Source organism: Streptomyces sp. NPDC053367, from assembly GCF_044545925.1.
In the GTDB taxonomy this organism is placed as follows: domain Bacteria; phylum Actinomycetota; class Actinomycetes; order Streptomycetales; family Streptomycetaceae; genus Streptomyces.
The window spans coordinates 510445-536930 of record NZ_JBITYN010000002.1; the positions used below are offsets into that span (position 1 = coordinate 510445).

Genomic DNA, 26486 nt, shown 5'->3' on the forward strand with positions numbered 1-26486 from the left:
TCTATGCGCTGAGCCAGCGGCGCAGGACCCGGCTCACGACGGGCATCGAAACGTACGTCATGAGGACGTTGAAGACGCAGGCCACGACCGCACTGCTGAGCAGGAGGGGGAGTGCGGTCAGGTGCGGCAGGAGGAAGAGGCTGCCGAACACGGAGATCGGGTAGATCGCGAGCGTCGCGCTGATCGCCATCTTCCACCGTGGTGGAACGGGCCGCGCCGAGCCGGGCTCGGCGAACCAGGTCTCCATGCCGGTCAGTTGCCGCCGGGCGATCTCCGTGTGGTGGTGGCCCTCGCAGTCGGCGAACCAGGCCGCCCGTTCGGGCGACTCCTGCCAGGCGCGGCACGCCTGCGCATCGCGGAATCGGTGCACGAGGAACCATGGGGCGTCGCCGCCGGAGGAGCGGAAGAACCCATAGCCGAGGTGCCCGGGAAAGGTGGCCGCGCAGGCGAGGATTCCCTTCGCCCACCGCTCGAAGGCGGCTTCGTGGCCGGGCTCCACCCGGCGGGCTATCAGCAGGGTCACCTCGCCGGTGTCGGCGGGGACGGCAGCGTGCTCAAGGCTGACGGCAGTCAACATCGACTCCTTGTGATCTCACCGCGCCCACCCACACTCTACGCACCTCACCGCGGCCGGCCGCCCGACAGCCCGTCCGGACAGGACGCCCGGACGCCCGGCCTGGCAGGGGTGCGGTCGGCCGGCCGTGCATGCGCTCTCGACGGAGGGCGGCGGTTCAGCGGTCACGGATCCTCGACCACCACCAGCAACCCACGAGTCGTCGGCTCATGGGCGCGGGGTTGGGCAGGGTGCGGCGTTCGAACTCGTCGTCGATGCGATCGATGAGCCGGCCCAGGTCCCGCCGAGCTCCGGGAGGCAGCCGGCGCATGGCCTCCGCCAGGTCGTCACGGGCGTCCTCCACCTCCAGCCCGGGCGAATCGACCTCGGAAGCGGCCAGGTATGTGCCGGGCTGCTCGAAAGCCCACTCGATACGGCGCAGCGCGTCGGCAACGGCGTTGGGCCACATCCGCTCGTCCTCGACCCGGCGGATCGCCGCACGCGTCCGAGCGGACACGCCACGGACCTGCCGGACCGGACCCTGCCATCGTGGCCGCCACCGCTCTGCGCGGACGGCCTTGGGACGCCTACGCGGCATCGTCCTTTCGGATCAACATGACGTCATCTTGCCACGATTGCGTACCTGCTCGGCGCGCGGGCAGGCCGGCTCCACCGCACCTGCGGGAGAACGCCCCTGACGATCACTCGGCACTCCGGTGCGGACGGCTCACCGGACGTAAGTGTGGTATTCGGCCAGGTTCGATGGCTTTGTGCCATTCGCCGGCAACCCGTCCGCAACATCGCCGGGGTGCCGCTACACAAGAGATCCGCGGCGGCGTTCTGCAGCCGCGGTGGAGTGGTGGCCGGTCGTGGGGGAGGTCTGGACGGTGCTGACCATCAACGTGGCGGTGCTGCTCGCGGTCATCGTCGTCTGGCGACTGCGGCGGCGTACGCATGCCCGCAGCCGCTTCGACGAGAAGCTGACCGTCGTCATCGTCCTGGCGTTGGGTGTCCTGATCGCACCCACTCCGGCGGGCCAGGGAATCCAGAACGTCCTGGGGCAGCTCGCGAGCGGCGTCACGGAGGCCGGCCGGTGAGCCCCCGCAGACGCAGGGGCCGGGCGGCGACGAGCAGGCGCCCGCCGGTACGGCGGCGTACCCGCAGGCCGGCCGGGCGGCAGCGAGCCGACGACCGGCTGATCGGCCTCCTGGTCGGCGGCGTCTTGGCCGTCGCCGCGGTGGTGACGGTCGTCAACTGGCTGCTGGCCCACTGGTGGATCCTGGCCGTCGTGGGCACGGTCGCGGTGTCGGCAGGCGGCGGCCGGCTGTACCACAGGCAGCGGCAAGCACGGTGGGAAGCGGTTCACGCGCAGAGGCTGCGCTACGGCCTGTCCCAGCTGGACGGCCTCCATCACGCGCGCTTCGAAGAAGCGGTGCGCGACCTGATGCGCCGCGACGGCTGCCGGGACGCGACCCGGGTGGGGGGTGGCGGCGACCTGGGCGCCGACGTGAAGGCCACCGACCCCTACGGGCGGCGCTGGGTCATCCAGTGCAAGCACCGGCGTGACGGCCTCGCCGGCTCCGCCGTGGGCACGCCGGACCTTCAGGTCCTCAACGGCACGGCCCGCCAGGTCCACGGAGCCGACGTCGCGGTCATCGTGACCAACGGACGGGTCACCGCGCCCGCGATGACCTTCGCCGAGCAGCAGCGCCTCCACGTGGTGGACCGCCACACGCTCGGAGTCTGGGCCTCCGGATCACGGCCATTGTGGGAGCTGCTCCGCGCCGTCCCTCCACCTCGTGAGCCGACGCCCCTCTCCTGAATCCGCCCACGGGCGGCCGTCATCGACGTGGACGACGGCGGCAGCCGATATCGACGCGCCGACTGCCGTTACTCTACGTGCTCATGCGACTGCTCCCCGCATCCCTCACCAGCGGTCCGCCGCGCCTGGGCTGGCTGGACGCACTGCGAGGCATCGCGGCGCTGGTCGTGGCCCTGGACCACTCGTCGAACACCTTCATGTCGGACTTCCGGCGGGAGCTGATGCCGCAGTTCAACACCAGCCGTTACGGCATCATGGTGTTCTTCCTGGTGAGCGGTTACATCATCCCCGCTTCCCTGGAACGCCACGGCTGCGTACGGAGGTTCTGGATCGTACGGGTGTTCCGCGTCTACCCGCTGTGGGCGGCCGTCGTGGCCATGATCCTCGTGCTCGGACTGTGCGGCGTGGCGGACATCCGCGACTCCGGGGCGCAGAACGCCGGCGCGGTGGCCGTTGCCCACCTCACCCTTCTCCAGGAACTGCTCGGCACGCCGAGCGTCCTGCTCGTCCTGTGGACGCTGTCGTACGAGATGGCCTTCTATCTGCTGGTCGTCGCTCTGTTCACCGTCCGCGTACGGCAGTCGGCCGCGGTCGCCGTCGGTCTGGCCGTGCTCGCGGCCGTCAGCGCGACGGCCGGCGTGACCCTGGAGGATTCCGCGCTGTCGGACGTGACCGGCACCGGTCCGCTGATCGCGGCGGGTTCGACCACCATGGTGATCGCCATCTGCTGTGCGAGCGCCACGGCACACACACTTCGGGTGTTCGGGGGAGTGCTGGGCGGGGCCCTGGCGCTCGTTCTGCTGCTCAACGGCACGGTCCCCGTGTGGGAGGGCCTGGTCATCCTGGCGGTGATGTTCCTCGGCACCGCCGTCCACCGGGCCGAACACGGCCGGAGCAGCTGGTGGTACGCGGCGGGCACCGCGGTCGTGGTGGTGGCCTGCGCGGTGTGGAGTGCCCACCGGTACGGCGACGGTGACCTCTTCACGCGGCGCGGCTGGATCCTCGCCTTCCTGCTGGCCGTGCTCACCTTCGGCGTCGGACTGGCAGTGCGCCGCCGGCAGCTGCCGAGGCCGCTGACCGGCCTCGGAGTGATCAGCTATTCGGTGTATCTGGTTCACCCGGTGCTGCTCGCGGTGATCGCCGGCACGGTCGCCCGACGGTGGCGGGCCAACCTCGCACTGGAAGCGGCGTTCTTCGCCGTGCTGCTGCCCCTGTGCTTCCTGACCTACCGTTACATCGAGGCGCCGTGCCACCAACGGGGCCGCGAGCTGGGCCGCCGTCTCCAGCCTCCCTGACGGGGCCCCGACGGCGGGTGCCGGCGGCTGCTTCAGTGGTCGTGCCCTCTTCGCCTGTCGAGGAGTTGGTCGGTCTCGGCCCGCTGGTCGGGGTCGTCTGCGTGTTCCTCGTCCTCGTCCTCGTCTTCGTACCCGGGCTCGTCCTCGTCCTCGTCCTTGGCCTCGTGTTCGCCCTCGTACTCGGGCTCGGCGGCGGTGGTGGACGAGGTGTCCGATGTGATGTGCCCTGCGGACGTGGTGAGTAGGAACAGTTCGTCCATGTCGACGTGTCGCCTTTCGTCTCCAGGCGCCACCAGTTCATGTGTGCGCCGGAGGAACCTCTGCAGAGCCGCCCTGGGGGCTTCCAGCAGAGCTGTGCCCTCGGGGGACTGCAGGGTGATGAGGACGACCTCCGTGCCGACGGAGACGGCGGGCCGGATCTTCACGTCCATGACGCCTGCGGAGGTGTGCAGGCCGGCCATGAGGAGCTCGCGGGAGAAGACCCAGTGCACTTGTTCGTCCGGTCCCGTCCGGAACCACGCCTCGATGGCGTAGGGATCCGATCGCCGGTAGCGCAGTTTCGCCGGCACGGGTGCCGAGGAGGTGCTGGAGACCACCACCCGCATGCTCAACTCGCAGGTCACCTCGGAAGCGTCGGGACCTTCCGCGCTCCGGGGCTGTGCACCGGCCTGCCGGCGGCGCTGCTCCACGTAGCTGCGAAGCAGCGTGCTCAGTTGTCCGGCGACCTTTCGTTCGGGCTCGGCGTCGTGAACGCTCTCGGGCGGTGCCCCGGTGGGGACGTTCTCCTCGAGCTCGGCCAGCCGCCTCGCGACACGCTCGTGCACCTCGGCGCCGGTACGGTCCCGCAGAGCCGCTGCGCCCGGCGTGCCGAGCGAGGACTGCTTGAGCAGGACCTCGAAGTCGGGGCCGGTCACGCCGCCCGGGCCGTCGTCGGCTCCTCTGGCCTCCTCGTCCACGCGCTCCTGCAGTTCCGCGAGGTGCTCGAGGCACGCGCGCAGACTCGGCCGCAGGGCTTCGGGGGCCTGCAGTTCTGCCTCCCGAATCCGCGCGATGGCCTCCGCGACCCCGTCTGCGAGGCCTTCTTCCCGCTTCACGCGTCCTCCCTGCCGTCCTGCGTCGTCGAAGGGGTGAGCTGTTCTTCCCGGCTGCCCTGCTGCTGCCGGTCCTTTCGAAGCCGGGACATGCGCATCGCGACGGCCGCCGCGGAAAGGTGGAGGAACTCTCCGATCTCCTTCATCGTGTAACCCCTGAGCATGAGGAACACAGCGGTGCGCGTGGTCTCGTCCTTCACCTGCGCGAGCAACTGCCGCGCGGCGTCATGCCCGATCACCCGGCTCTCGGGTTCCTCACCGGGATGACCGGCGACATCGCGCAACGCGTTCATGCCGTCCGGGGCACATGGTGGGCGCCTGGCGCGCTCCGAGGCCCAGCGGTCGTAGACCCCTGCGAATTCCCCCACGACGGCACCGATGAAATACGTCTTCGGGGACGCGCCGCCGTCCGGGCGCCAGCCGGTACCGGCCCGTGCGCTGCGGCGGTAGAGGTGCAGGGCCCGCGCGACGACCTCACAGACGAGCTCCTCCCGCTCGTCCGGGTCGGCACGCAGCGTCTCCATGTCCTGGAGCCTTCGGGGCGTACGAACGGGCCGTCCCCGGTCCGCGCACAGGCTGAAGATCTCCCCCGTGTAGAGCCAGTTGGTCAGGATGGGACAGGCGTACTCGGTCAACGCCCGCGCGAAGAGGTTCCAGGCCGGGCCGTCGAACTGTGCGGCCGCCAGGGCCTGATGGAGGGCCGCGTCGTCCGCGGCTCTCCGGCTGGTTTCGGCGGCGGTCTTGTCTGCGAGCCTGGCCAGGGCGTCGGAGTTCTCTTCGATGTGCACCCTGAAGAGCGGGGACTCGTGAGCGTCGGCCCCCGTGCGTGCGGCCGGCAGTTGTTGGGCCCCTGACGGTGGAACCCCGTCGAACTCGTCGTCGGGCATATCTCTCCCTGCGATGCGGTCACATGCCGACAGCGTTGTAGGGAGGGAAGGGCCCTGCGGATAACGCAATCGTGCGCAGAGCCCCCCGAACGGGTGAACCACGGTCCGGACGTGATGCGACGGCCGCGTCACCCCCTACGACCACGGCATGACTCAAACCCTTGTCACCGCGACGACCGGCGTGCTGGCCTGTCTCGTCGCACTGGAACATCTGCCGCGTTCCCTCACCCGCCTGGTCCGGGCATGTATCCCGCTGGCCAGGGCCTGGAGGGAACTGACCGGATCGAGTGGGCCGATGGAGCAGGCCAGGGATGCCCAGGACCCTTCCGGGCCGGGTTCGGAGCCGCGCCGGCCTTCCTGATCCCCGACCTGCGGCCGCAGGGATCAGGGGGCTGGTTCAACGGGTGAGCAGACCGGCCAGGCCGCCTGCCCCCGCGGCCGCGGCGAGCACCAGGCAGGCGCACGCGGCGTGCCGTCTGAGCAGGCGGCGGCGCAGGGTGGCGTAACGGAGCTCGTACTCCCGCCGCAGCTCGGCACTTCGGTCCACGGTCGCCTCGAGCATCTGACGGGTGAGGTGACGGCGTCGTCGTACATAGTGATGCGTGAGGTCCTGGGCCTGGGCGGCGGTCAGCCAGGGCAGCGCGCCGCACAGCTCCTCGGCCTCCTTGCGGGCGGCGTCCTCGTGGGACCGTGCCAGCAGGTAGCCCTCGACGGCGTTGGCGAATGCGGCGGGAGCCGTCTCGTCCATCGTTGCCCCTCGTGGCCGGCGGCTGCTCCTCATCGGGGGGATTGCCTGTGGCCTTCGGCGTCGATGGCGTCGCGGCGGCCTCCCTGCGCCAGGTACTCCTGTTCGGCGATGTCCGGGTGGTGCAGGTCGAAGGCCGGTGATTCGGAGCGGATGCGCGGAAGGGTGACGAAGTTGTGCCGCGGCGGGGGGCAGGAGGTGGCCCATTCCAGGGAGCGGCCGTACCCCCAGGGGTCGTCCACGCCGACCCGCTTGCCCGCCTGGGCGGTCTTGTAGACGTTGTACAGGAACGGCAAGGTCGACAGCCCCAGGAGGAACGAGCCGATGGTGGACAGGGTGTTGAGGGCGGTGAAGCCGTCGGCGGCCAGGTAGTCGGCGTAGCGGCGGGGCATGCCTTCGGCGCCCAGCCAGTGCTGCACCAGGAACGTGGTGTGGAAGCCGACGAACAGCGTCCAGAAGTGGATCTTCTCGAGCCGGTGGTCGAGCATGGTGCCGGTCATCTTCGGCCACCAGAAGCTGAATCCGCCGAACATCGCGAAGACGATCGTGCCGAAGAGCACGTAGTGGAAGTGGGCGACGACGAAGTAGGTGTCGGTCACGTGCCAGTCCATCGGGGGCGAGCCGAGGATGACACCGGTCAGGCCGCCGAAGAGGAAGGTGACCAGGAACCCGCACGCCCACAGCATCGGCGGCTCGAAGGAGAGCGAGCCCTTCCACATCGTGCCGATCCAGTTGAAGAACTTCACCCCGGTGGGCACGGCGATCAGGTAGGTCATGAAGGAGAAGAAGGGCAGCAGCACTGCTCCGGTGGCGAACATGTGGTGCGCCCATACGGTCGCCGACAGCCCGCCGATGGCGATGGTCGCCGCGATCAGTCCCTGGTAGCCGAAGATCGGCTTGCGGGAGAACACGGGGATGATCTCCGTCACCACGCCGAAGAACGGTAGCGCGAGGATGTACACCTCGGGGTGGCCGAAGAACCAGAACAGGTGCTGCCAGAGAATCGCCCCGCCGTTCTCCGGGTCGAAGACGTGGGCGCCGAACTTGCGGTCGGCCTCCAGCGCGAACAGCGCGGCGGCCAGGACGGGGAAGGCGAGCAGGACCAGCAGGGACGTGATCAGCACGTTCCAGGTGAAGATCGGCATCCGGAACATGGTCATGCCGGGGGCGCGCATGCAGATGATCGTGGTCATGAAGTTGACCGCGCCGAGGATGGTGCCGAACCCGCCCAGCGCCAGGCCCATGATCCACAGGTCGCCGCCGAGCTGAGTGGTCCGCTCGCCGCCGCTGAGCGGGGTGTAGGCGGTCCAGCCGAAGTCCGCGGCGCCCTCGGGGGTGAGGAAGCTGGCCATCACGATCAGGCCGCCGAACAGGAACAGCCAGTAGGAGAACATGTTCAGCCGCGGGAAGGCCACGTCCGGGGAGCCGATCTGCAACGGCATGATCGCGTTGGCGAACCCGGCGAACGTCGGGGTGGCGAACAGCAGCAGCATGATCGTGCCGTGCAGCGTGAACGCCTGGTTGTACTGCTCGTTGGACAGCATCTGCAGCCCGGGTCGGGCCAGTTCCGCCCGGATCGCCATGGCCAGCAGGCCGCCGAACAGGAAGAAGCCGAACGAAGTGATCAAGTACAGGTGGCCGATCTTCTTGTGATCGGTCGTGGTCAGCCAGGAGACGATCACGCGACCTTTGCTTCGTCTCCCTTCGACCGGGACCAACGTGACCGGTTCCGCCTCGGTGCCCATGGCGTCTCCCTAGATCGATGCATGTGCCGCATTTGTGCCCCAACATTTCGGAAAGGGGCAGGCGTTACACGTTGACGCGCCGTAAGAAGCCAAACCCGGATCAAAGGACGGGGCGGTGCCACGGCCGACGGCAACGAGCCGCGCCGCCGGCACCACCTTGACGCCGTCCCGCATGCCGCACCCGGCTCCGACCGGTCGACGAGCGGCCAGGATCCGCCGGCACTGACACAGGCGATGCCGTCAGGACGTCAGGATCAAGGCGAGCGAGGCGACGGCGGTGGCGAGGTAGAAGCCGGGAAAGACGATGTTGTGCAGCACGCGGGCGCGCAGATGGAAGGCGAGCGCGCCCAGGTAGAGCAGCACGAGACCGCATGCCGCGGCGGCGGCGACGGGGCGCAGTGCGGTGCTGAGGAGACCGAGGAGGAGGCCCGCCGCGCCGGCCAGCTTGAGGAAAGCCAGCCTGGACAGCCAGGACCGGGGCACCCCCACCTCGGCCGAGTTGGCCAGGACGAAGCGTGCCCCGGCGAGGTCGGCGGCGGCGATACCGACGTTGACAGCGGCGGTGAGCAGGGGGACGACGAGCAGCGCGAGCTGGTTACCGGACATGCCTTCAGGGTTCGCAGGACACATGGGCACCGTCCAATACCTGCTTCTATAACCTGGCGGCATGGATGTGGACACGCGCTTGCTCCGGTACTTCGCCGCAGTGGCGGAGGAGGGCACCCTGACCGGTGCGGCGAAGAGACTGTTCGTCTCGCAGCCCGCGCTGACCAAACAGATCCGGCGTCTGGAGGACGATCTCGGAGTACGGCTCTTCGCGCGTTCGCGGTCGGGGATGGCGCTCACCGAGGCAGGCCGTGAGCTCGCCGCGCGGGTGCCCGCACTGCTGGACGGCTGGGACGAGGCGGTGCGGGCAGCCGGCCGGGCCGCGCGGGTGCTGCGCCTGGGCTTCCTGGACGCGGGCGCCGTGGGGGCGGTCCCCGAGGTCATCGCCGGGTTCCACCGGGCGCGGCCGGAGTGGCGGGTGGAACTGCGGCAATTCGACTGGTCGGATCCGAGCGCCGGCCTGGCCAGGGGTGAGGTGGACGCGGCAGTGGTGCGCGTGCCGTTCCCGGGGCAGGAGAGGCTTACGGTGCGGGAGTTGTTCACCGAGGAACGTGGGGTGCTCCTGCCCGCTCGGCACCGGCTCGCGAACAGCGAGACGGTGGAGTTCAGGCAGCTGTGGGACGAGCCGTTCGTCGCGGCGGGGGCGGAGACCGGCGCCTGGCGGGAGCACTGGCTGGCTACGGAGGAGCGGGAGGGGCACTCCGTCCGGGTGGGAGCCGTCACCAGCCGTCCCGACGAATGGCTCGGGGCGGTGGCCGCGGGCTGTGTGGCGCTGGCCCCGGCATCCGCGGCCCGCTTCTACTCCCACCCGGACGTGGTGTTCCGTCCGGTCCGCGGGGTCTCACCGAGCCGGGTGGGCCTGGCCCGGCCGCGGGGGCGGGAGCGCGAAGCCCCGCTGGGCGAGCTGTTGGAGGCCGTCGCGCGACGGCTCGGAAGGGGGTGAGGCGGGGCCGCGTACCGCCGAGAGGCGCCTGCCTGGCCGGACCGCCGCTGCCGATGCGCAGGTCGTGGGGTTCCTGGTGACGCGTGCCTGGAACTCCGTACGGTGCCGGGGCCGGTCCGGCCGCCGAGACGCGATGTCAGCGATGCCGCTGCTCGGAGGGACGGGGCCGGGCGGTGCGGGGCCGCCACTCAGAAGCCAGGCAGTGTGTCGTCCTCACCAGGTTCCGTCGGAGGTCCATGGGGCGACCCGGGCCTGCTCGATGAAGACACGGGCTCCTCGCCGGCGTACGACTGCTCGGGTGCTCGCCGCATGGACGGCGGCATCCGCGATCGCCTGGTGTGCTGTGTGGGCGCGGACCGCGAACCACTGGGTTCCGGACACCCCGTCCGCGGCGACGGTGGGCATGCTGATCAGCCACACGGGCGGTTCCTGCCGGGCGCCTCCTGCGGAGCCGAGGGCTTGCGACCGGCTGTCGGACACCGCTCGGGGCGGGGAGACCACGGATTGAGGGATCACAGTCATGGTGTCTCCTGCGACGTTGCGGCTCACACGTGCCCTGGGGCGTACGGACGTCAGCCGAGCGTCGTTGCAGGCTGACATGGCGAGAGCGGTCCGGACATCGACGGGGCGTCGGCGTCGGCATCTCATCGTCCCGGGAAGGGCTGCGTCGACCATGTCCCGCCGTCGAGAGCGGCGTCAAGAGCTATGACCCAACTTTCTGCAAGGTCATGAAAGCTCTTTCAAGCCTGAAGGGGTCGCTCAGGGTCTGTGTGCCCCCGCTGCTCTGCGCCTCGCGGCTTTCGGCCGGAGGGTCCGGAGCCTGATGCCTCCTGGCGGCTATGAAGCCGGTGCGGGCGCGCCATCGGGCGCCCGCTCGAGCCGGCACATGCGCGCCTGCAACTGGTTTCCGCGTGAAGAACGGTCGATGACCTGGGTGTTAAAGATCCCGGGAGGCGCGTGTCTGAAAATAGTTTCAGCAATTTGCATGCAAGCTCCTTGCGCCCTGAGGATGCGGCGCATGGCAACCCTCCTGAAGCGCATATCCCGACCCGTCGCCCTCACCGCCACCGCTGCGGCGGGTCTCCTGACGGTCCTGACCGCTTCCCCGGCCGCTACCGCGGCCACCGAGTCCCCGGCTCCGGAGTGCGTGCAGTACTTCCAGAGCTGGCGTTACACCGACGTCTTCAACGGCTGTGACGCCACCGTCGCCGTCACGGTCGAGTACACGAACGGTCAGTGGGCCCCGTGCCGCCTCATCGAGCCGAACGGGTGGGCGACCTTCGCCGGTTACGGAACGGACGGCAACTATGTGACGGGGCTGCTGACGTGCGACCCCGCCCTCGTCACCACCAGCAACGCCTGACCGCGCCCACGAGATGGGGCCTACGCGGCCCCGGGCGCCGGTGACCACCGGCGCCCACCGCACTCCGGCTCGTCGAGCGCGGCCGCTCACAGACGGCGGATCACGCGCAGACTGTGCGTGTAGAGGTCGCTCGCGGTGCCGTTGATGATCGACTTTCCGCCGACGTCGGCCATCGTCGGACCGTTGGGCGTCTTGCGGCTGGAGACGAAGCGGTGCTTGCCGTACTGGTCCAGGCCCAGGTAGATCCCGGTGTGGGAGACCGCACCGTCGTCGGGGTCGTTCCAGAAGAGCAGGTCGCCGATCCGCAGCGCGTCGAGCGGGGGCGGCGCGTCGGTGGCCCGGGCGACGACGACGCCAGGGCTGGACGCCGCCTGCCACTCGGACCTGCGCGGCAGGTACCGGCGCTGGGAGTCCGCCGCCAGGCCCATGGGAACGCCCAGGTGATAGCCGTAGACCATCCGCACGAAGCCCGAACAGTCGAGGTTCTTCAGCCACTTGGGGTCAGGGGTCGCGCTGACGGTCTCGCCGCTGGGGAAGGTCCAGGGCAGTCCCATGTACTCGTGGAAGTCGGCGCCGACCTCGCGCTGTCCGGATGCCAGCAGTGAGCTGTAGCCGGATTCACCGAGCACCTGTGCGTTCTGGCGCGCCGGGTCGGTGACGGCCGGCGCGAAGGGCCGGTACATCGAGGAGTACGTGAGGGCGTCGGGCGAGGTGTCGCCCGCCCACGCACGGACCCGCTGCTCCAGGGCGGGTGTCCACGTGCCGTCGAAGGGCTCCGGCAGGACCCGCACCCATGTGTCGTGGGTGACGACCGGCGGGTCGGTCCAGGTCGCCGTGTCGATCCTGAAGTCGTAGACCCGCGCCTGCGGCAGCACGGTGGCACCGGTGGAGGCGAGGCCCCGGACGCCGACCGTGCCCGAGCGGAAGACGGCGCCCGGGTTCTTCTCCGGGTCGCACACCCGGTGGTGCCACACGCTCGTCGGTTCGTCGGCCACGCCCGTCGTGACGTGCCGCCAGGCACGGGCCCGCAGTTCGTCACCGGCCTTCTCCACGCGGACCCACCAGTGGTCGAAGGCCTTGAAGCCGGTGCCGACCGTGACGGGCTCGCTCAGAACAGCCGACGTGTCGGCGAGCTCCTTCTCCAGGACGAGCTGGACGTCTCCCGCGGGGGTGACGATCAGCCGCGCCCGGTAGTGGTTGTTGACGTCCTGGGCGGCGAAGACGAGGCCGAGGGAGACGGGCGCCCCGGCGGGCAGCTTGTCGAAGGAGAACCGGGCCGCGGCGTAGAGGTCGCCGATCCCGTGATCGGGCAGCAGGCTGTAACGGCTCCTGCCGGCGGCGAGCGTGATGGCGGCGCGGCCGCTCTCGACGAAGTAGTCGGCGTCGACGCCGTTGTGGTGCGACCAGGTGCCGCCCCCGGGGGACGCGCCCCAGCCGCCGGTGGGCGGGGTGCGGTCGAAGTCGTCCTGCACGGCCTTCTTCTGCTCGGTGAACCATCGCCGCGGCCCCCGCAGCGTCACCGTCCGCGCCCCCGTGGTGAGCGTCGCGAGCACGCCCGTGGCGTCCGAGACCTCCAGGCCGCCGGCGACCGTACGCGTGGTCAGCGCGCCGGCCGGGTGCGGGGAGTAGTGCCAGGGGTCGGTCGGGTCGATGAGGACCGGGACCCGGAAACCGGGTGCCTGCGCGCCGGCCTGGGCCGACGCCGAGGCCGACGCAGTCGTCATCGTCGGCAGCGCGGCCGGGCCGGCGGCATGCGCGGTCGGCGCCGAGGCGAACGGCAGGGCGCTGCCCGCCGTCGCTCCCACGAGCGCTGTGAGGGCCGCTCTGCGGCTCGGTGAGGACTTCGGTGCGGACATGCGAGGGCTCCCCCTGGTGCGGAAAGAAACACAGGACCGGACGATCTTGCGATGAGGGACCTTACCCAGCTCCTCGGTTCACGGCTCGTCGCGGTCGAGCGTCCGGTTCGGGGTGGGGCGCGGGAGCCGTCGGAACTGCTCCGACGGGCGGTTGTGGAGGCGCCGGCCCGGACGCGGGGAGGTGCCGGGTCGCGCTGATGTGGTGACCGGTTCAGTGTCCGGGGCAACCATTTGGCCGTGCCTTGAGTCTCCCAGGTGATCGCATCACGATCACACTGACGAGGAGACCATCATCACCGCCATACGCAAGACCCTGACCGCAGCAGCCGTCGTCGGCGCGGTGCTGGCAGGTTCGGCTGCCTGCGGCACCGTGGAGCAGCTCTCCGCGGGCAGGAAGCTCGACCAGGCCTTCGACGAGCTGGGCAAGGAGAAGACGATCTCCTTCGAGCTCGACCTGGACACGGACGCCGAGACCCTCGAGGCGCTGGACGCCTCCTCCGACCCGGAGCCCGGCGAGGAGATCCCGGACGAGGCCGCCGAGTTGCTCAGCGGCGCGAAGATCAGTGTCACCCTGCAGTCGAAGAAGCCGATCGGCGAGTCCGGGGAGAAGGACTACGTCGGTATGGCCATGAAGGTCAGCACCAAGGACGGGGATCTCGTCGAGTACCGGATCGTCGGTGACTACACCTACATCCGCTCCGACACGGATTCCCTCGGGAAGGCGCTGGGCGCCCCCGTCCCGTCCGCGGCTGACCTGCCTCCGGACGCCGGCGGGCTCAAGAAGGTGCTCGAAGGTGAGTGGGTGAAGATCGACACCAAGGAGATGGAAGAGGCCGGCGGCGCGATGGGCGCCGAGCCCGGCACCGAGCCCGAGCCGCAGCCCACCCTCGACGCCAAGACGCAGAAGAAGCTGGTGGAGGCGCTCCGTAGGACCATCGCCGGCGAGGTCGACTTCAAGTCCGCCGGGGAAAAGGACGGGTCCGAGCACATCACCGCCACCGCTCCCTTCCGAACCCTGATGACGGAGCTCTTCGACGAGATCCGTCCGTTCACCAAGGACCTGCCCCCGGGTATGGACCTGCCCACGGACAAGGAACTCGCGGACGCCCCGAACACCGATGTCACAGCCGACTTCACTCTCGACGACGGCGAGCTGACCGAGGTCCGCGTCGACCTCGCCGAGCTGGCCGAGAACACCGAGGTGAAGAAGCTGGGCCTGGTGGTGCGCATGAGCGAGGGCCAGAAGCCGACGGCCCCGACCGGTGCGACCGAACTGGACATCGAAGAGGTCCTGGGTGGGTTCGGCGCCGCGATGACGGGCGACGAGGCCTTCGACGAGGACGCCATGTAGGCATGGCACATGAACAAGGCGTTGCGTGGGCCGGAAGAGGGCACTGACGCCCTTGACCGAAGGCAGCCGGAAACAGCGCAACCCGGGGGCGGCACGCGGCCGCCCCCGAGCCGGCCGGTACCGTCAGGGCTTCTGCGCCGGGGCGAGGAGACGTAGAGGCGAGTGCCTTGCGGCCGGAAACCGACGCGCTCGTAGACGCGGCGGGATCCTTCCCCCGAGTGCTCCAGCCAGACCGACCCGGCGCCCTGAGCGAACATCGCTTCGGTCAGCGCGGCGGTCACCGCGGCGGCGATGCCGCGGCCCCGGTGGGCGGGGCGGGTGCCGACGCCGGACAGCTCTGCGGTGCCCTCGGCCGCAGGGGAGCAGGACGCCCCGCCGAGGACGCCGCCGCCCCGCGGCTCGCGGACGAAGCGCACTGCTCCACCGCTCCGCTGGGTGCGGCGCAGTCGTCCGGCACCCTGTGCGGAGGGCGCGAAGACGCCGCCGAACGCCTCGGCGAGCGCGGCGCCGAGCTCGGCGAAGTCCTCGCCGGTGGCCGGGACCTCCACCCGGAGGTGACCGGAGGGCTGGGGGAGTATCAGCGTGTGGGGCGTGCAGACGAGGTACTCGTGCACAGCCTCCGTGCTGAATCCCGCCGCCCGCAGAGCCGGTGCCACGGCGGGGGCGGCCTGCGGTGCGAACTCCAGACGAGGCACCAGCCCCCGCTCGCGGACGATCCCCACAAGCGCCGCCACGTCCTGCCCGTTCGGCTGGGCATCGGGTAGCGGCGTCGCGCAGTTGAGGTACGGGTTGTCGGTGTCGGGGTGAAGCCGGCGACGAAGCCGTTGGTCTCGACGACCACGGGACGGCGTCGGAGGTCGGTGACGGCAAAGCTCTGGACCTGGTTGTCCATGGCGGGTGCTGACCTCACGAACTCACTGAAGGAGCCCTTGGAACTCAGCGATCGTCACCGTCGCCTCGGACAACGGCGTGGGCGGTGAGCTGCCCCCGGCAAGGAAGCGTGCCCTGATGCCGCGGCTGAACCCCGACATGCTGAACGCCCAGACCGACGTCCCGCGCAGGGCACAGCGCCGTTGAGCGTGCGTGAGGGCACGGTCGGACTGGGCGAGCCCGTCCTCCGAGCGGGGGTCAGGGGGTGGGGGATGCCTGGGTGAGGGCCATCCATTCTCGGACCGTCTCCTGATGCGAACCGGTCGCCGTGCTCGCAGCCACTGCTTCCGCGTCGTCGGCGGAGCACGGCTCTCCCGCTCGGGTGAGCAGGACGAGCGGCCACTCGGGTCCCGCGCCGACGGGCTCTCCGTCGAAGGCGGTCCAGTCCCAGGGCCCGTCGAACCGCCATGCCCGGCCGACGGCGTCGGCGACTTCGTCGCCCGCCTGGAGGAACGCGTAGGGGCGCATCAACAGTTCGAGAGTGAAGGGGATCCCGTCACCGGGGTGGATGGAGTAACCCGAACCGTCGAGATGGCTCCCGTCCGGGAATTCGCGGTAGGACATACCTCGGGGCAGCACGGTGACGGTCCCTGTGGGACGCGGCAGCCAGACCGTCTCCAGCGGCGGGTCATGATGCTCGACGGCCGTCACATGCACCACGGTGGGCGGCACGCCGACCCGGCAGACGTCTCCCGCCTTCAGCTGATCCGGCGGAGGGTCGGTGCGGAACAGCTCGGCCTCCACGTCTGCCGTGGCGCGTCCACCGTTGCTCACACCGAGGGCGACGATCCCGTTCCACTGCCCGAACTCGCACGCGGTGTCGATCTCCCACCACGGCCATCGCACCGACACATGGTCCCAGGTGACGCCTCGCTCGACCCCGGTGACCGTGAACGGGCAGGAGACCGACAGCACGTCACCGGCCCGGAAGTCACCCTCATCCGTCACCCGGCCAGGGTAGACGGGCTTCCAGGAGGTCTCCCCGCCGGCGGGCGATCGCCCGGGACCGCCCCGCAGTCCGTCACCCGGGCCGCTCCTGCCCACCGCTTCGGCGATCGTGGCGGGCCGCGTCCGTACTCGGGCGACGGACGCGCGCCTGTCCCCTGGGTGCCACACTGGAAGGATGGCGGAGACAGACCGGCAGCTCGGCCAGCGGCTGGAGAGGGCCATCGCGAGCCTGCTGGAGCGTCGTGCCGACACGGCTTCGATCTGTCCGTCCGACGTGGCGCGCGAGGTCTACGACGGAGACGACGACGGCTGGCGGGCTCTGATGGAACCGGTCCGCCGAGCGGCCCGGCGTATGGCGGAGGCCGGCGAGGTCGAGGTGACCCAGGGCGGCCGGCCCGTGGCGGAGACCGGGACGCGCGGCCCCGTGCGTATCCGCCGCCCACGCCCGTAGCCGATGCCGACCGGAGTGCCGCGCAGACGCCGGACGATCCCGCTGCTGCCGTACGACGCGCCCTCGCGCGTCCGCTCGTCACGGCGAGCTGTCCGCCGCCCTCGCCGGATGTATGGTCCGGCGCCCATGTGCGAGGGCCGGCGGCGCCCACACGACTCGACGTGGTCCGCCAGGGCGACCGGACCACGGCCACTCGCGGCAGGCACGGACCGGAACCGGCGAGGTCGTCGCCGGAGCTCACCCCGCACTGGACTGCGGCATCGTGGCCAGCAGCTCCCGTACGACCGGTCCCGCCGAGCCGCCGCCGGTGACGCCCTCCTCCACGACGCAGGCCACGGCGACATCGCCGCGGTGGGCGACGAGCCAGCCGTTGTTGTCCTGGTCGTCGGACACCTCGGCGGTGCCGGTCTTGGCCCCGACGCCACCGGGCAGGCCGGCCAGGACCTGGGCGGTGCCGTCGGTGACGGTGGCGCGCAGCAGCGCGCGGAGTTGGCCGACGACCTCCCGTGGCAGCGAGGTGGTCCTGGTCGTGTCCTCGGCGCCCTCGATGAGCGAGGGCTGGTGGAAGGTTCCGGAGACGGCGGTCGCGGTGACCGACGCCATGATCAGCGGGTTGGCCTGGATCCTGCCCTGCCCGATCATCGAGGCCGCCTTCTCGGTCTCGTCCTGGGGGACGGGCACCGATCCGTCGTAGGACGGGACGCCGATGTGCCACTCCTGGCCCACGCCGAAGTAGGTGCGGGCGACCTCGCCGAGCTCACCGTCGCCGAGCCTGTCGCGCAGGCTGATGAAGGCGGTGTTGCAGGACTCCGTGAAGTCCGTGCGGAAGGTCGCGCCGGGGTGGTGGGAGGTCTCGACGTTCTGGAAACGCTTGCCGACGGTGAGGTACTTGGGACAGTTCACGATGTCACCGGGAGCGACGGCGTCCTTCAGCAGCAGGGCACTGGTGGTGACGATCTTCCAGGTGGAGCCGGGCGCGTAGGTGCCGGAGGCGGCGCGGTTGAAGCCGGACGCCGGGGAGTTGGCCAGGGCGAGGATCTCGCCGTCGTCGACGCGCAGGGCGACGAGCGCGGCGTTCCTGCCGCGGGCCCGCGCCGCGAGAGCACGTTCGGCGGCAGCCTGCCAGTCGGCGTCCAGGGTGGTGCGCACCGGCTTGCCGGCGGTGAGGTCCCGATTCTTGCCGAAGGTGGTCTCGGTGCGTTCGACCTCGCCGGTGACCCGGTCGACGAGGTGTACGGCGCCCCGGGGGCCGACGCCGCCCAGATGAGCCAGGACGGGGGAGAGGGAGGGGTGGCGGTCCGCGCTCAGCAGCGCGCCGTGGCGGTCGGTGGCTTCGACGGACCGGGCCTCCTCGCGTTCGAGGCGGAATTTCGCGGTGCCGCTCAGCCGCGGGTGGATCAGCGACAGTGTCCAGTCCACCTTCCAGGAACCGTCGTCCTGCTCGCGCAGCGGCAGTGCCGACCGGTACGACCAGATGCCCAGGCCGGTGACGGGCATCCGCGCGGTGAAGGGGACGGTGACCGTGCCGTCCCCGTTCTCGACGGGGCCGGCCGTGGTGAACTCGGGCCCCTCGATGTCGAGTCCATCGGTGAAACTGTCCAGCACCTCCTGGGCGGTGCCGGGTCTGGTGGTGCGGGCCGCGGCGCTCGGCAGGCGGTTCGCGGACCAGTCGGCGAGGAACGCCCGGGCCTGCGCCTCGGCCGCGGGATCGGGGCCGTCGGCGTCCGCGAAGGGGCCGAGGCCGGCGGCGTACGCGACGACGGTGGCGGCCGCGGTCACCAGGCCCGTGAGGGCGAGGGCCCGCAGCCCCCGGGAGGGCGGTCGGTTTCCGTGCCGCCGTCCGTCTCGTCGTTCGTTTCGGGGTCCGTCCACATGAACAGTCATGCCGCTGAGCCAAACAGCCGCCCACGGGGTGCGTCCAAGACCCGTCTCGTCTCGTGTCGCGCGCCCCGGCATATGGGTGCAGGTCGTGGAGCCGGCACGGTGCCCGGAACGTCCGGCGCTGTTGCGGAACGGTCACGCGGGGCGGGCGCCCGTCATCCGTACACCACCGACCACGGGCGGGGTGAGTCGTCTTCCGGGCGGGTGCCCAGGTGGCGCGGTGCCGCGGTGTGCCGGCGGGCGAGGACGTCGGCGGCGAGTTCGGCGAAGCGGGGGGCCGCGGGGTGGGCGGCGCGGCCGGCGGGCCAGGCGCCGCTGACGCGCAGGGTGAGGGGGCGCCGGGCGAGGGGCCGCCAGGCGACGCGCGGCTCCTTGCGGGCGGCCGGCCCCTGGTCGAAGGCCACGCCGTGCTCCGCGGTCACCAGGGCGAGCAGGAACTCGGGGTTGGAGGCGTGGCGCACCCGGCCCGGGACGAAGCCCTCGGCGCGGCACACGTCGAGGACCGTGTCGTACCAGCCGGGGGCGTGGGCGCGCGGGAACAGCACCAGGTCGTGGCCGGACAGCTCGGCCAGCCGCACCTCCGGCAGCCGGACCAGCGGCGAGGTGCGGGGCAGTACGACACCGAGGTCCAGCGGGACCTCCGGGCCGAGCAGCAGGCCGGTGGCGTCGACGGGGTGCTGCACGAGTCCGGCGTCCAGTCCTCCGCTCGCCAGCAGCCGCACCTGTTCCTCGGTGCTGACCTCCTGGAGGTCGACGGTCAGCCCGGGGGCCTGCTCGGCGCAGGCGGCGAGCAGCGCGGAGAGCACGGCGGCCGTGGTGTCGGGCGGCACTCCGGCGCGCAGCGTGCCGAGGCCGCCGCCGGCGGCATGGCGGGCCACCGTGCGCAACCGCTCCTCGCGGGCCAGGAGTTCACGGGCCTCGTCCAGCAGCACGGCTCCGGCGGCGCTCAGCCGTACGCTGCGCTGCGAGCGGTCGAACAGCTCGGTGTCCAGTTCCTTCTCGAGCCGGCGGATCGCCTGGCTGAGTGGCGGCTGGGCCATACCGAGCCGCTCGGCGGCCCGGCTGAAGTGCAGCTCGTCGGCTACGGTGACGAAAAGTCGCAGGTGGCGTAGGAGATCCACGATCATGACCTTACGCGATGGGCCCGGGGAGGGGAACGGCAGTGATCGAGGAGCGGATCCGGCGGATCTTCGCGGACGCCGGCTGCACGGGGCAGTTGCACGCGATTCCGGTGACCGGGGACGGGGCGGGTGAGGCAGAGGTGGCCGTCGGGGCGGACGAGCCCGTGGTGATCGCGTCGATCTTCAAGGTGCTGCTGGTGCTGGAGTTCGCCCGGCAGGTCGCCGACGGTCAACTGGATCCGCGCGAGCGGGTGTCGGTGCGCGAGGCGGACCGGCTCGGCGGGTGGGGCACCGCCGGCTGCCTCGACGACGTGGAGCTGTCGCTGCGCGACCTGGCCCACTTCGCGATGTCCGTCAGCGACAACACGGCCGCCGATCTGCTGCTGTCCCGTGTCGGCCTGGACACCGTACGACTGCTCGCCAAGGAGCTCGGGCTGGAGCGGACGCACATCGTGGGCGGGCCACGGGACCTGTTGCAGGCGCTGCTCGCGGAGGTCGGGGCACGTGACGAGCGGGAGTTCGCCGTGCGCTGGGCGCGACTGCCGGACGAGCGCAAGCGGCGGCTCGCGGTACTCGACCCCCGGCACACCACCGCGAGCACGCCCCGTGAGATCACCCGGCTGCTCCGGCTCGTCTGGAGCGACGCGGCGGGAGCGCCGGAAGCGTGCGCCTTCGTACGGGACTTGATGAGCCGTCAGGTGTTCCGTCACCGGCTGGCGTCCGGCTTCCCGCCCGGGGTCGCCGTCGCCGCCAAGACGGGCACCCTGCCGGGCCTGCACATGGAGGCCGGAGTCACCCGCCACCCCGACGGCCGTTGCTACGCCGTCGCCGTGTTCGCCCGCACCCATGACCTCACCGCCTCCCTCGCCACGGTGGACGCGGCGATCGGCCGGACGGCGGCACTGGCGGTCGGGCGGCTGAGGGGCGAGGCGCCGAGAACCCCGGCCTGACCGGCGCGACACACCTCGTGACCGGACCTCATATGCGATCACGTATGGCGGGGGCGTGCATGCGGTCTTGGACAGGGGACTCTGCGCCCTGCTCTGCTGACGGCATGACCCAGCAGACACCCTCCTTCCACCGCCGTACGGTGCTCCGCGGGGCCGCGCTCGGGGCGGCCACGCCACTGATCGGCACGGCCGCGGGCGCGTCCGCCGCGCCCCACGACCGGCGCGCGGGCACCGCCTCGTTCCGCTGGCTCGGCACGACCGGCTGGCGCATCGACGCCGGCGGCCGGACCGTCCTGTTCGACCCGTACCTCACCCGGTTCCGCACGGGCCTGTACGACGGCGCCTTCGACCCGCGCACCCCGCTGCGCACCGACCCGCCGGTCGTGGACGCGCACATCGGCACGCCGGACCTCGTGCTGGTCAGCCATTCCCACTGGGACCACCTCGCCGACGTCCCGTACATCGCCCGGACCACCGGCGCGCGCGTCGTCGGGACCGAGACGACGTACCACCTGCTGACCGCACTGGGCGTGGACGCGGGCCAGATCTCCGTCGTCAAGGGCGGCGAGGTGCTGGACTTCGGGGACGGGATCGTCGTCGAGGCCGTGCCCAGTCTGCACAGCCGCAACAAGAACTGCGCCTACTTCGCCCCCGGCACACTGCACGCCCCGCCCGCGACCGCCCCCCGCACCATCGCCGACCTCCCGGAGGGGGACACCCTCGCCTACCTGGTCAGCACAGGCGACGGCGGCCCGTCGGCGTACCTCATGGGCGCCAGCGACTTCGACGAGCGCGCGGTACGGCACCTGCGCCCCGATCTCGCCATGATCGCCGTGCCCTCCAGCACCGCCACCCACCGCTACGTCCCTCGGCTGCTCCGGGCGCTCGGCCACCCCGGGGTCGTGGTCCCCGTCCACTGGGACAACTTCGAACGTCCCTTGACCGAGCCCCCGGTCCGTGACCCGGAGATGCGGATGGACGCCTTCCTCGCCGAGGTCGCCGCCACCTCACCCAGGACGCGGACCGTGGTGCCGGACTACCGGACCGTGTACGACGGCACCATGCGGGCGAAGGCCGTCGAAGAACCTGACGTGGTGTCACGTGACGCGCACCAGCCGCCGCGGACGCCCTGACCGGGCCGGGCCCCCGGCGTTCACCGTCGTCGCGGTGGGCGGAGACGCCGGCTTCGGCGCGCATCCTGGGTGTCAACGGTCTTCAGTCATCCGGTTCCGCTCCTCGAGCCGCTGATGCCGGCGGCCGGTCCAGCCGACGGCCGACCAGGCGGTGAAGAGGAGGCCGGCGGTGACGAAACCTGCGACGGTCTCGGTGTAGACGAGCGTGAGCAGGACTGCGATCAGCGTGATCGTCCCGGCCGACGACGTCATGAAGGAGTCGGCACGCAGGACGCCGCGCAGCAGACGTGAGGGTGAGGCTTCGGTCATGGCGGGTCCACTCTCCCGAACGGCAAGGACTGGCAGCGCGTGCCCATCCTGGGCACGGCGGCCGATCTCTCGCCAGGGCTTTCTCTCGTGGAACCCCTTCGTGGCCGCGCTCAGGCGAGGGTGGAGATGCAGAACGGGTGCCCCGCGGGGTCCAGCAGCACCCGCCACCGGCCGGGGTCCGGCTGGAGGTCGGGCTTGACGGCCCCCAGGGCGAGGAACCGGGCCTGGGCGGCGTCCAAGTCGTCGACGCCCACGTCGATATGGGCCTGCTTCTCCTGCGCCGGGTCCGGCCAGGTGGGCCGTCGGTAGTCGGCCAGCCGGTTGAATCCCAGCCCGGCCGCGCCCTCTTGGCCGAGCAGGACGAAGTCGTCGGTGGAGTAGACGACGGGCAGGCCGAGAGCCTCGCCGTAGAAGCGGGCCAGTTCGGCGGGGTCGGGGCAGTCGAAGGTGACCGCCGAGTAACGAAACGTGGACGCGGAGGCGTTGTCCGTGCTCATGGGGAAGACGCTACGACGTGACCAGGACAGATCCGGTCCTGGTCATATGGAAGACTTCGGCGCGTGATCACCGCATCCGCCCGCCTGCTGCGTCTCGTCTCGTTGCTGGCCGCACGGCCGTCGTGGACCTGCGGTGAGCTGGCCGGCCGGATGGCGGTCACCGAGCGCACCGTGCGCCGGGACATCGCCAAGCTGCGTGAACTGGGCTACGCCGTCGAGTCGGAGCCCGGCCCCTGGGGCGGTTATCGCCTCCGTGCCGGGTCCCGCGTGCCGCCGCTGATCCTCGATGACGAAGAGGCACTCGCCGTGGCCGTCGGGCTGCGCGAAGCGGCGCTGAGCGGCGCTCTGGGCGGTGACCAGGCCGCGCTGTCGGCGCTGCTGAAACTGAGACAGGTTCTGCCGCGGCGGATCGCGGACCGGCTCGGTGAGATGGACGCCGCCGTCGTCCACACCCCCAGGCCCGACGAGCCCCAGATCACGCCCGGCATGCTGCTGGAGCTCGCCGCCGCCTGCCGCCGGGGCGAGCGCGCCCGCCTGTCGTACCGCGACCGGGAAGGACGAGCCACGGTCCGGGACATCGACCCCTACCGCCTGGTCCACACGGGCCGCCGGTGGTACTTCGTCGCCCGGGACGTGACGCGCGGGCAATGGCGGACCTTCCGGGCCGACAGGGTCGCGTCACCGAGTCCCTCCTCCGGGACGCCGCGTACGAGCTGGGGCTCGTCCCCGAACAGCCCGCCGAGGAGTGGACCGGTGTGGTCATCGACATCACCGATGCCCACGGGGAGCGCCTGCACAGGGAATGGAGCCACGAGGAGATCGCGGCGGCCTCGGACCGCGCACGGGCGCAGGCGGACGCGCCCGTCGTCATCACCTACGACGAGCCGCCGCGCACGGATCGTTCGCCGCACGAGACAGGTGAGTAGAGGGCGGCGCCCTCGCCTTCCTGCGCAAGGGACTTGCCGCCACGAAGAGGCCGGCCCGGTTCGCCGCGGGCCGGGCCCGGGGTCAGCGGGTGGGGCCGTGGCCGAGCTGGCCGAGGGCCAGGTCGAGCATGTCGGCGAAGAAGTCCGCCGCGGCGGCGTCGATGCACAGCGGCGGTTTGATCTTGAGGATGTTGAGGTGGTCGCCGGTGGGCTGGACGATGACGCCGAGGTCGAGCATGCGGTCGCAGAGCTCGGCGGTCTCCTGTGTGGCGGGCTCCAGGGTGACGCGGTCCCGGACGAGTTCGAGGCCGAGGTAGAGGCCCGAGCCGTGGACGGTGCCGATGATGCCGTAGCGGTCCGCCAGTGCCTGGAGCCGGCGCTTCAGATGGCCGCCGACACGCACGGCGTTGCCCTGGAGGTCCTCGTCGCGCAGCACGTCGAGGACGGTGAGGCCCACGACGCTGGAGACGGGGCTGCCTCCGGTGGAGGAGAAGAAGTAGCCCTGCTCGCGGTACCGGTCGGCAACCGCCCTGGAGGTGATGACGGCGCCGAGCGGGTGCCCGTTGCCCATGGCCTTGGCCACACAGACGATGTCGGGGACGACCTGTTGCTGCTCGAAGCCCCAGAACCAGTGACCCAGGCGGCCGTAGCCGACCTGGACCTCGTCGGCCACCGCGAGGCCGCCGTGACGGCGTACGGCCGCGTAGACCTGGGCCAGATAGCCGTCGGGCAGGGCGACTCCGCCGGCGTTGCCGTAGAAGGTCTCGCCGATGAACGCTCCCGCCGGACGCCCTGCGGCGGCCAGCTCGTCGATGACCGCGACGGCCTCGGGCGCGTAGCGCGGGGCGTCGGCCCCACGGTGCCTGCCGCGGTAGGAGTTGGGCGAATCCACGGTATGGACCCAGTCCGGCCGGGTGGCCAGGGCGTTGGGGTTGTCCTGGAGGGAGGTGGACACCGCGTCGGAGGCGTACGTCCAGCCGTGGTACGCCTCGCGCAGCGCCACGACGTCGGGCCGGCCGGAGGCGCCGATGGCCAGCCGAAGGCCCAGGTCCACCGCCTCGGAGCCCGAGTTGACCAGGAACACCGTGTCCAGGGGATCGGGGAGGAGCGCGGCGAGGCGTTCGGTGAACTCGACCACCGCGGCGTAGTGGAAGCGCGAGTTGGTGTTGAGCCGTCGCAGCTGCCGGGAGACCGCCTGCTCGACCCGGGGGTGGGCGTGGCCGAGCGGGGTGACGTTGTTGACGATGTCGAGGTACGAACGGCCGTCGGTGGACAGAAGGTGGTGGCGCCAACCCCGCTCGATGCGGGGCGGGTCGGCGTAGTAGTGCCCCTGTACGGTCGCGAACACGGCGTCGCGCCGGGCGAGAAGGTCACTGCGCCGGGTACGGCCGGTGGCCGGGAGGCCGAGGAGCGGGGCGGGGTCGGCGGTCAGCGCGAGCCAGCCGGGGGCGTGTTCGGGACGGATCAGGGGAGGGACGGCAGGGCCGTCGGCGTCGCGCAGGGCGAGGCGCACCCGGGCTCCGGCGGGAAGGTGTGCGATGTCCTGGCCCGCCCGGACGGATACGCCGGGGGTGACCGTCGGCCGGACCGTGCGCGGGAACGACAAGGTCAGCACTTGAGAGCCGTGGGCCACCTCCACCTGCCCCGAGTCCGCCACGAGGACCGTTCCCTCGGTGGGACTCTGCGCCACGGTGGCCCGGCCGAGCCACAGGTCGATGCCGGTGGGCACGGTGGCGGCGGAAACGGCTGACATTTCCGGTGCTTCGGTGAGCCGTGGCTGGGCGTACCGGGTGGCGACCGCGCCTGCCCCGTCCGCGAGCGCGGCGGCCGCCAGCCGGGCCTCGGTGCCGGCGTCGGTCCAGGCTCCGTCGTCCATGGAGTCGGCTTCGGTGGACAGGTCGACGACGGCGATGTCGGCGGCGGCCAGGTCCCGCAGGAGAGGGTGCGGAGGTGAGTCGGTGCGCGTGGGTGCGTCGGCCAGCCCGGCCGCGTCCTTGACGAGGTGGGTCATCACCGGGAGGGGCAGGGCGGTGGCCTGCTCGAATATGCGCCACTCGCGGTCGAGGGCCGCCCTGGCGTAGCTGTTGTCCTCGTCGACGGCGGCCTGTTGGCGTCCGCTGACGACCAGACCGGCGGCGCGCAGGACGACGAGCGGCCACAGCGCCTCCGCCTCCGCCGCGCTCAGGGGCCGGACGGCGTGGAAGGCGCGGACGGCCGGCAGCACGTGGTGGGGTTCGATGCCGTCGTGGTGGAGCATCGAGGAGACCGTCACGGCCAGCTCGCCGACGGCCCAGCTCGTGGTCACGTCACCGAAGTCGATCACGCCGTCCGGCATCGGGGGCCGGCTGCCGGGCGTACGGATCAGATTGTCGTCGGTGAGATCCAGGTGCACGGCCTGCGAGGGCAGTGCGCCGGCGACCTGCTGCACGCGTGTCCAGGCACCGGCGGTCGCGGTGCGGACGGCGGCGCGCCGGTCGGGTTCGTCGATGTACCGGGCGAGCCTGGCGACGACACGGTCCGCGTGGCGCAGGTCCCACTGGAGTACGCGATCGAGGCCCGGGTGCCGGAAGTCCCGCAGTGCGGTGCCGACCTCGCCGGCGATCGTGCCCATGGCCGCCACGGTGCCGGGGGACAGGTGGCGGGGTCCCGAGAGGGTCCCGCCGGGCAGGTGGCGCAGCAGTCGCGCGACGGCCGGCCCGCTGTCGGTGTCCACCTCGGTACGCAGGGGGGAGCCGTCAGGACGTCGTAGCACGGTGGCGGTGCGCAGTTCGGGGTGTGCCGAGGAGACCAGGTCGGCGGCGGCGTCCTGGGCCTCGATCTCCACCGCTCCGAAGGCGGGGTTGGCGATCTTCAGAACGGCCAGGGCGGTCCCGTTCTCGTCGCGCAGCAGGAAGTTGGCGTCCTGCTGGCTTCCCAGCGGTTCGGCGCGTGCAGGGCACCCGAGGTGCTGGGCTGCGATGCGCTCGGCGTCGGCCGTCGTCACGCGCGGTGCGGGAAGGGCGTCCTCGGTGAAGAAGTCGATGGTGCGGTGCTCGTCGTGCGGCATATGAGTTCCTCGGCTGGTGCGGGCGGGCCGACTGGGG

24 protein-coding genes and 3 pseudogenes are annotated in these 26486 nt (G+C 71.4%); 11 read left to right on the forward strand and 16 right to left on the reverse strand.

The genetic code is table 11. The features are described from left to right. Window position 1: 1 nt before the first annotated feature. The gene (locus ACIGXJ_RS08800) at window positions 2-577 is read right to left on the reverse strand and encodes an antibiotic biosynthesis monooxygenase (protein WP_399642629.1); all 576 of its coding nucleotides are present in this window, start codon (window positions 575-577) and stop codon (window positions 2-4) included. A 154-nt stretch (window positions 578-731) separates the two neighbouring features. After that, window positions 732-1070, reverse strand: coding sequence for a hypothetical protein (locus ACIGXJ_RS08805; RefSeq protein ID WP_399642630.1), 339 nt, complete (start codon window positions 1068-1070; stop codon window positions 732-734). 370 nt (window positions 1071-1440) lie between these two features. Between ACIGXJ_RS08805 and ACIGXJ_RS08810 the strand changes: the two genes are divergently transcribed. The 3 genes from ACIGXJ_RS08810 to ACIGXJ_RS08820 all read left to right on the forward strand — a co-directional run bounded on the left by ACIGXJ_RS08810 (window position 1441) and on the right by ACIGXJ_RS08820 (window position 3670). After that, entirely contained in the window at window positions 1441-1650 is a 210-nt protein-coding gene (locus tag ACIGXJ_RS08810) for a hypothetical protein (RefSeq protein ID WP_399642801.1), read from the forward strand. After that, a complete protein-coding gene (locus tag ACIGXJ_RS08815) occupies window positions 1647-2375 on the forward strand; it encodes a restriction endonuclease (protein WP_399642631.1) in 729 nt (242 codons plus the stop codon). Before ACIGXJ_RS08810 ends, ACIGXJ_RS08815 begins: the two co-directional genes overlap by 4 nt. 83 nt (window positions 2376-2458) lie before the next feature. After that, window positions 2459-3670 carry an acyltransferase family protein gene (locus ACIGXJ_RS08820; protein WP_399642632.1) on the forward strand — a complete coding sequence of 404 codons (1212 nt, stop codon included), beginning with the start codon at window positions 2459-2461 and terminating at the stop codon, window positions 3668-3670. A gap of 254 nt (window positions 3671-3924) precedes the next feature. On the opposite strand, the pseudogene ACIGXJ_RS08825 reads toward ACIGXJ_RS08820, so the two are convergent. The 5 genes and pseudogenes from ACIGXJ_RS08825 to ACIGXJ_RS08845 all read right to left on the reverse strand — a co-directional run. Next, window positions 3925-4275 (reverse strand): annotated as a pseudogene (locus ACIGXJ_RS08825) (SsgA family sporulation/cell division regulator); the annotation flags it as partial. Between the two features lie 485 nt (window positions 4276-4760). Further along, window positions 4761-5549 (reverse strand): RNA polymerase sigma factor, encoded by a 789-nt coding sequence (locus ACIGXJ_RS08830; protein ID WP_399642633.1) that lies wholly within the window; start codon window positions 5547-5549, stop codon window positions 4761-4763. Between the two features lie 496 nt (window positions 5550-6045). Further along, a complete protein-coding gene (locus ACIGXJ_RS08835) occupies window positions 6046-6396 on the reverse strand; it encodes a hypothetical protein (protein ID WP_399642634.1) in 351 nt (116 codons plus the stop codon). Between the two features lie 29 nt (window positions 6397-6425). Continuing rightward, window positions 6426-8138, reverse strand: coding sequence for a cytochrome c oxidase subunit I (ctaD, locus tag ACIGXJ_RS08840; protein WP_399642635.1), 1713 nt, complete (start codon window positions 8136-8138; stop codon window positions 6426-6428). A gap of 240 nt (window positions 8139-8378) precedes the next feature. Then, window positions 8379-8744, reverse strand: a complete 366-nt coding sequence (locus ACIGXJ_RS08845; protein ID WP_399642636.1) for a DoxX family protein — start codon at window positions 8742-8744, stop codon at window positions 8379-8381. Between the two features lie 61 nt (window positions 8745-8805). Here ACIGXJ_RS08845 and ACIGXJ_RS08850 point away from each other — a divergent pair, with 61 nt between their 5' ends. Next, window positions 8806-9687, forward strand: coding sequence for a LysR family transcriptional regulator (locus ACIGXJ_RS08850; protein ID WP_399642637.1), 882 nt, complete (start codon window positions 8806-8808; stop codon window positions 9685-9687). Window positions 9688-9900: 213 nt separating this feature from the next. On the opposite strand, the gene ACIGXJ_RS08855 is transcribed toward ACIGXJ_RS08850, so the two are convergent. Then, a complete protein-coding gene (locus ACIGXJ_RS08855) occupies window positions 9901-10209 on the reverse strand; it encodes a hypothetical protein (protein WP_399642638.1) in 309 nt (102 codons plus the stop codon). A gap of 496 nt (window positions 10210-10705) precedes the next feature. Here ACIGXJ_RS08855 and ACIGXJ_RS08860 point away from each other — a divergent pair, with 496 nt between their 5' ends. Further along, complete coding sequence (locus ACIGXJ_RS08860; protein WP_399642639.1) at window positions 10706-11050, forward strand: alpha-amylase; 345 nt, start codon at window positions 10706-10708, stop codon at window positions 11048-11050. An 86-nt stretch (window positions 11051-11136) separates the two neighbouring features. On the opposite strand, the gene ACIGXJ_RS08865 is transcribed toward ACIGXJ_RS08860, so the two are convergent. Next, window positions 11137-12906: an NlpC/P60 family protein gene (locus tag ACIGXJ_RS08865; RefSeq protein WP_399642640.1), complete on the reverse strand. Its 1770-nt coding sequence runs from the start codon at window positions 12904-12906 to the stop codon at window positions 11137-11139. 370 nt (window positions 12907-13276) lie between these two features. Between ACIGXJ_RS08865 and ACIGXJ_RS08870 the strand changes: the two genes are divergently transcribed. Then, window positions 13277-14257 carry a hypothetical protein gene (locus ACIGXJ_RS08870; RefSeq protein WP_399642641.1) on the forward strand — a complete coding sequence of 327 codons (981 nt, stop codon included), beginning with the start codon at window positions 13277-13279 and terminating at the stop codon, window positions 14255-14257. Between the two features lie 140 nt (window positions 14258-14397). On the opposite strand, the pseudogene ACIGXJ_RS08875 reads toward ACIGXJ_RS08870, so the two are convergent. Continuing rightward, window positions 14398-15149, reverse strand: a pseudogene (locus ACIGXJ_RS08875) (GNAT family N-acetyltransferase); the annotation flags it as partial. 236 nt (window positions 15150-15385) lie between these two features. Continuing rightward, entirely contained in the window at window positions 15386-16135 is a 750-nt protein-coding gene (locus tag ACIGXJ_RS08880; RefSeq protein ID WP_399642642.1) for a hypothetical protein, read from the reverse strand. A 175-nt stretch (window positions 16136-16310) separates the two neighbouring features. On the opposite strand from ACIGXJ_RS08880, the gene ACIGXJ_RS08885 reads away from it, so the two are divergent. Continuing rightward, the gene (locus ACIGXJ_RS08885; protein ID WP_399642643.1) at window positions 16311-16586 is read left to right on the forward strand and encodes a DUF3253 domain-containing protein; all 276 of its coding nucleotides are present in this window, start codon (window positions 16311-16313) and stop codon (window positions 16584-16586) included. Between the two features lie 237 nt (window positions 16587-16823). Here ACIGXJ_RS08885 and ACIGXJ_RS08890 read toward each other — a convergent pair whose 3' ends face one another. Together ACIGXJ_RS08890 and ACIGXJ_RS08895 are read right to left on the reverse strand one after the other, a co-directional pair. Continuing rightward, window positions 16824-18470 (reverse strand): penicillin-binding transpeptidase domain-containing protein, encoded by a 1647-nt coding sequence (locus ACIGXJ_RS08890; RefSeq protein WP_399642644.1) that lies wholly within the window; start codon window positions 18468-18470, stop codon window positions 16824-16826. 152 nt (window positions 18471-18622) lie between these two features. Beyond that, window positions 18623-19594 (reverse strand): LysR family transcriptional regulator, encoded by a 972-nt coding sequence (locus ACIGXJ_RS08895; RefSeq protein WP_399642645.1) that lies wholly within the window; start codon window positions 19592-19594, stop codon window positions 18623-18625. A 35-nt stretch (window positions 19595-19629) separates the two neighbouring features. Between ACIGXJ_RS08895 and ACIGXJ_RS08900 the strand changes: the two genes are divergently transcribed. Together ACIGXJ_RS08900 and ACIGXJ_RS08905 are read left to right on the forward strand one after the other, a co-directional pair. Further along, the gene (locus ACIGXJ_RS08900; protein ID WP_399642646.1) at window positions 19630-20538 is read left to right on the forward strand and encodes a serine hydrolase; all 909 of its coding nucleotides are present in this window, start codon (window positions 19630-19632) and stop codon (window positions 20536-20538) included. Window positions 20539-20642: 104 nt separating this feature from the next. Beyond that, complete coding sequence (locus ACIGXJ_RS08905; protein WP_399642647.1) at window positions 20643-21671, forward strand: MBL fold metallo-hydrolase; 1029 nt, start codon at window positions 20643-20645, stop codon at window positions 21669-21671. Between the two features lie 72 nt (window positions 21672-21743). Here ACIGXJ_RS08905 and ACIGXJ_RS08910 read toward each other — a convergent pair whose 3' ends face one another. Together ACIGXJ_RS08910 and ACIGXJ_RS08915 are read right to left on the reverse strand one after the other, a co-directional pair. Next, window positions 21744-21980, reverse strand: a complete 237-nt coding sequence (locus ACIGXJ_RS08910; RefSeq protein WP_399642648.1) for a hypothetical protein — start codon at window positions 21978-21980, stop codon at window positions 21744-21746. Between the two features lie 110 nt (window positions 21981-22090). After that, entirely contained in the window at window positions 22091-22477 is a 387-nt protein-coding gene (locus ACIGXJ_RS08915) for a VOC family protein (protein WP_399642649.1), read from the reverse strand. 63 nt (window positions 22478-22540) lie between these two features. On the opposite strand from ACIGXJ_RS08915, the pseudogene ACIGXJ_RS08920 reads away from it, so the two are divergent. Both ACIGXJ_RS08920 and ACIGXJ_RS08925 read left to right on the forward strand, forming a co-directional pair. Continuing rightward, window positions 22541-23170, forward strand: a pseudogene (locus ACIGXJ_RS08920) (helix-turn-helix transcriptional regulator); the annotation flags it as partial. Then, window positions 23125-23403 carry a hypothetical protein gene (locus ACIGXJ_RS08925; RefSeq protein WP_399642650.1) on the forward strand — a complete coding sequence of 93 codons (279 nt, stop codon included), beginning with the start codon at window positions 23125-23127 and terminating at the stop codon, window positions 23401-23403. The pseudogene ACIGXJ_RS08920 and the gene ACIGXJ_RS08925, both read left to right, overlap by 46 nt. Window positions 23404-23485: 82 nt before the next feature. Here ACIGXJ_RS08925 and ACIGXJ_RS08930 read toward each other — a convergent pair whose 3' ends face one another. After that, the gene (locus tag ACIGXJ_RS08930; protein ID WP_399642651.1) at window positions 23486-26449 is read right to left on the reverse strand and encodes an aminotransferase; all 2964 of its coding nucleotides are present in this window, start codon (window positions 26447-26449) and stop codon (window positions 23486-23488) included. Between the last annotated feature and the right edge of the window lie 37 nt (window positions 26450-26486).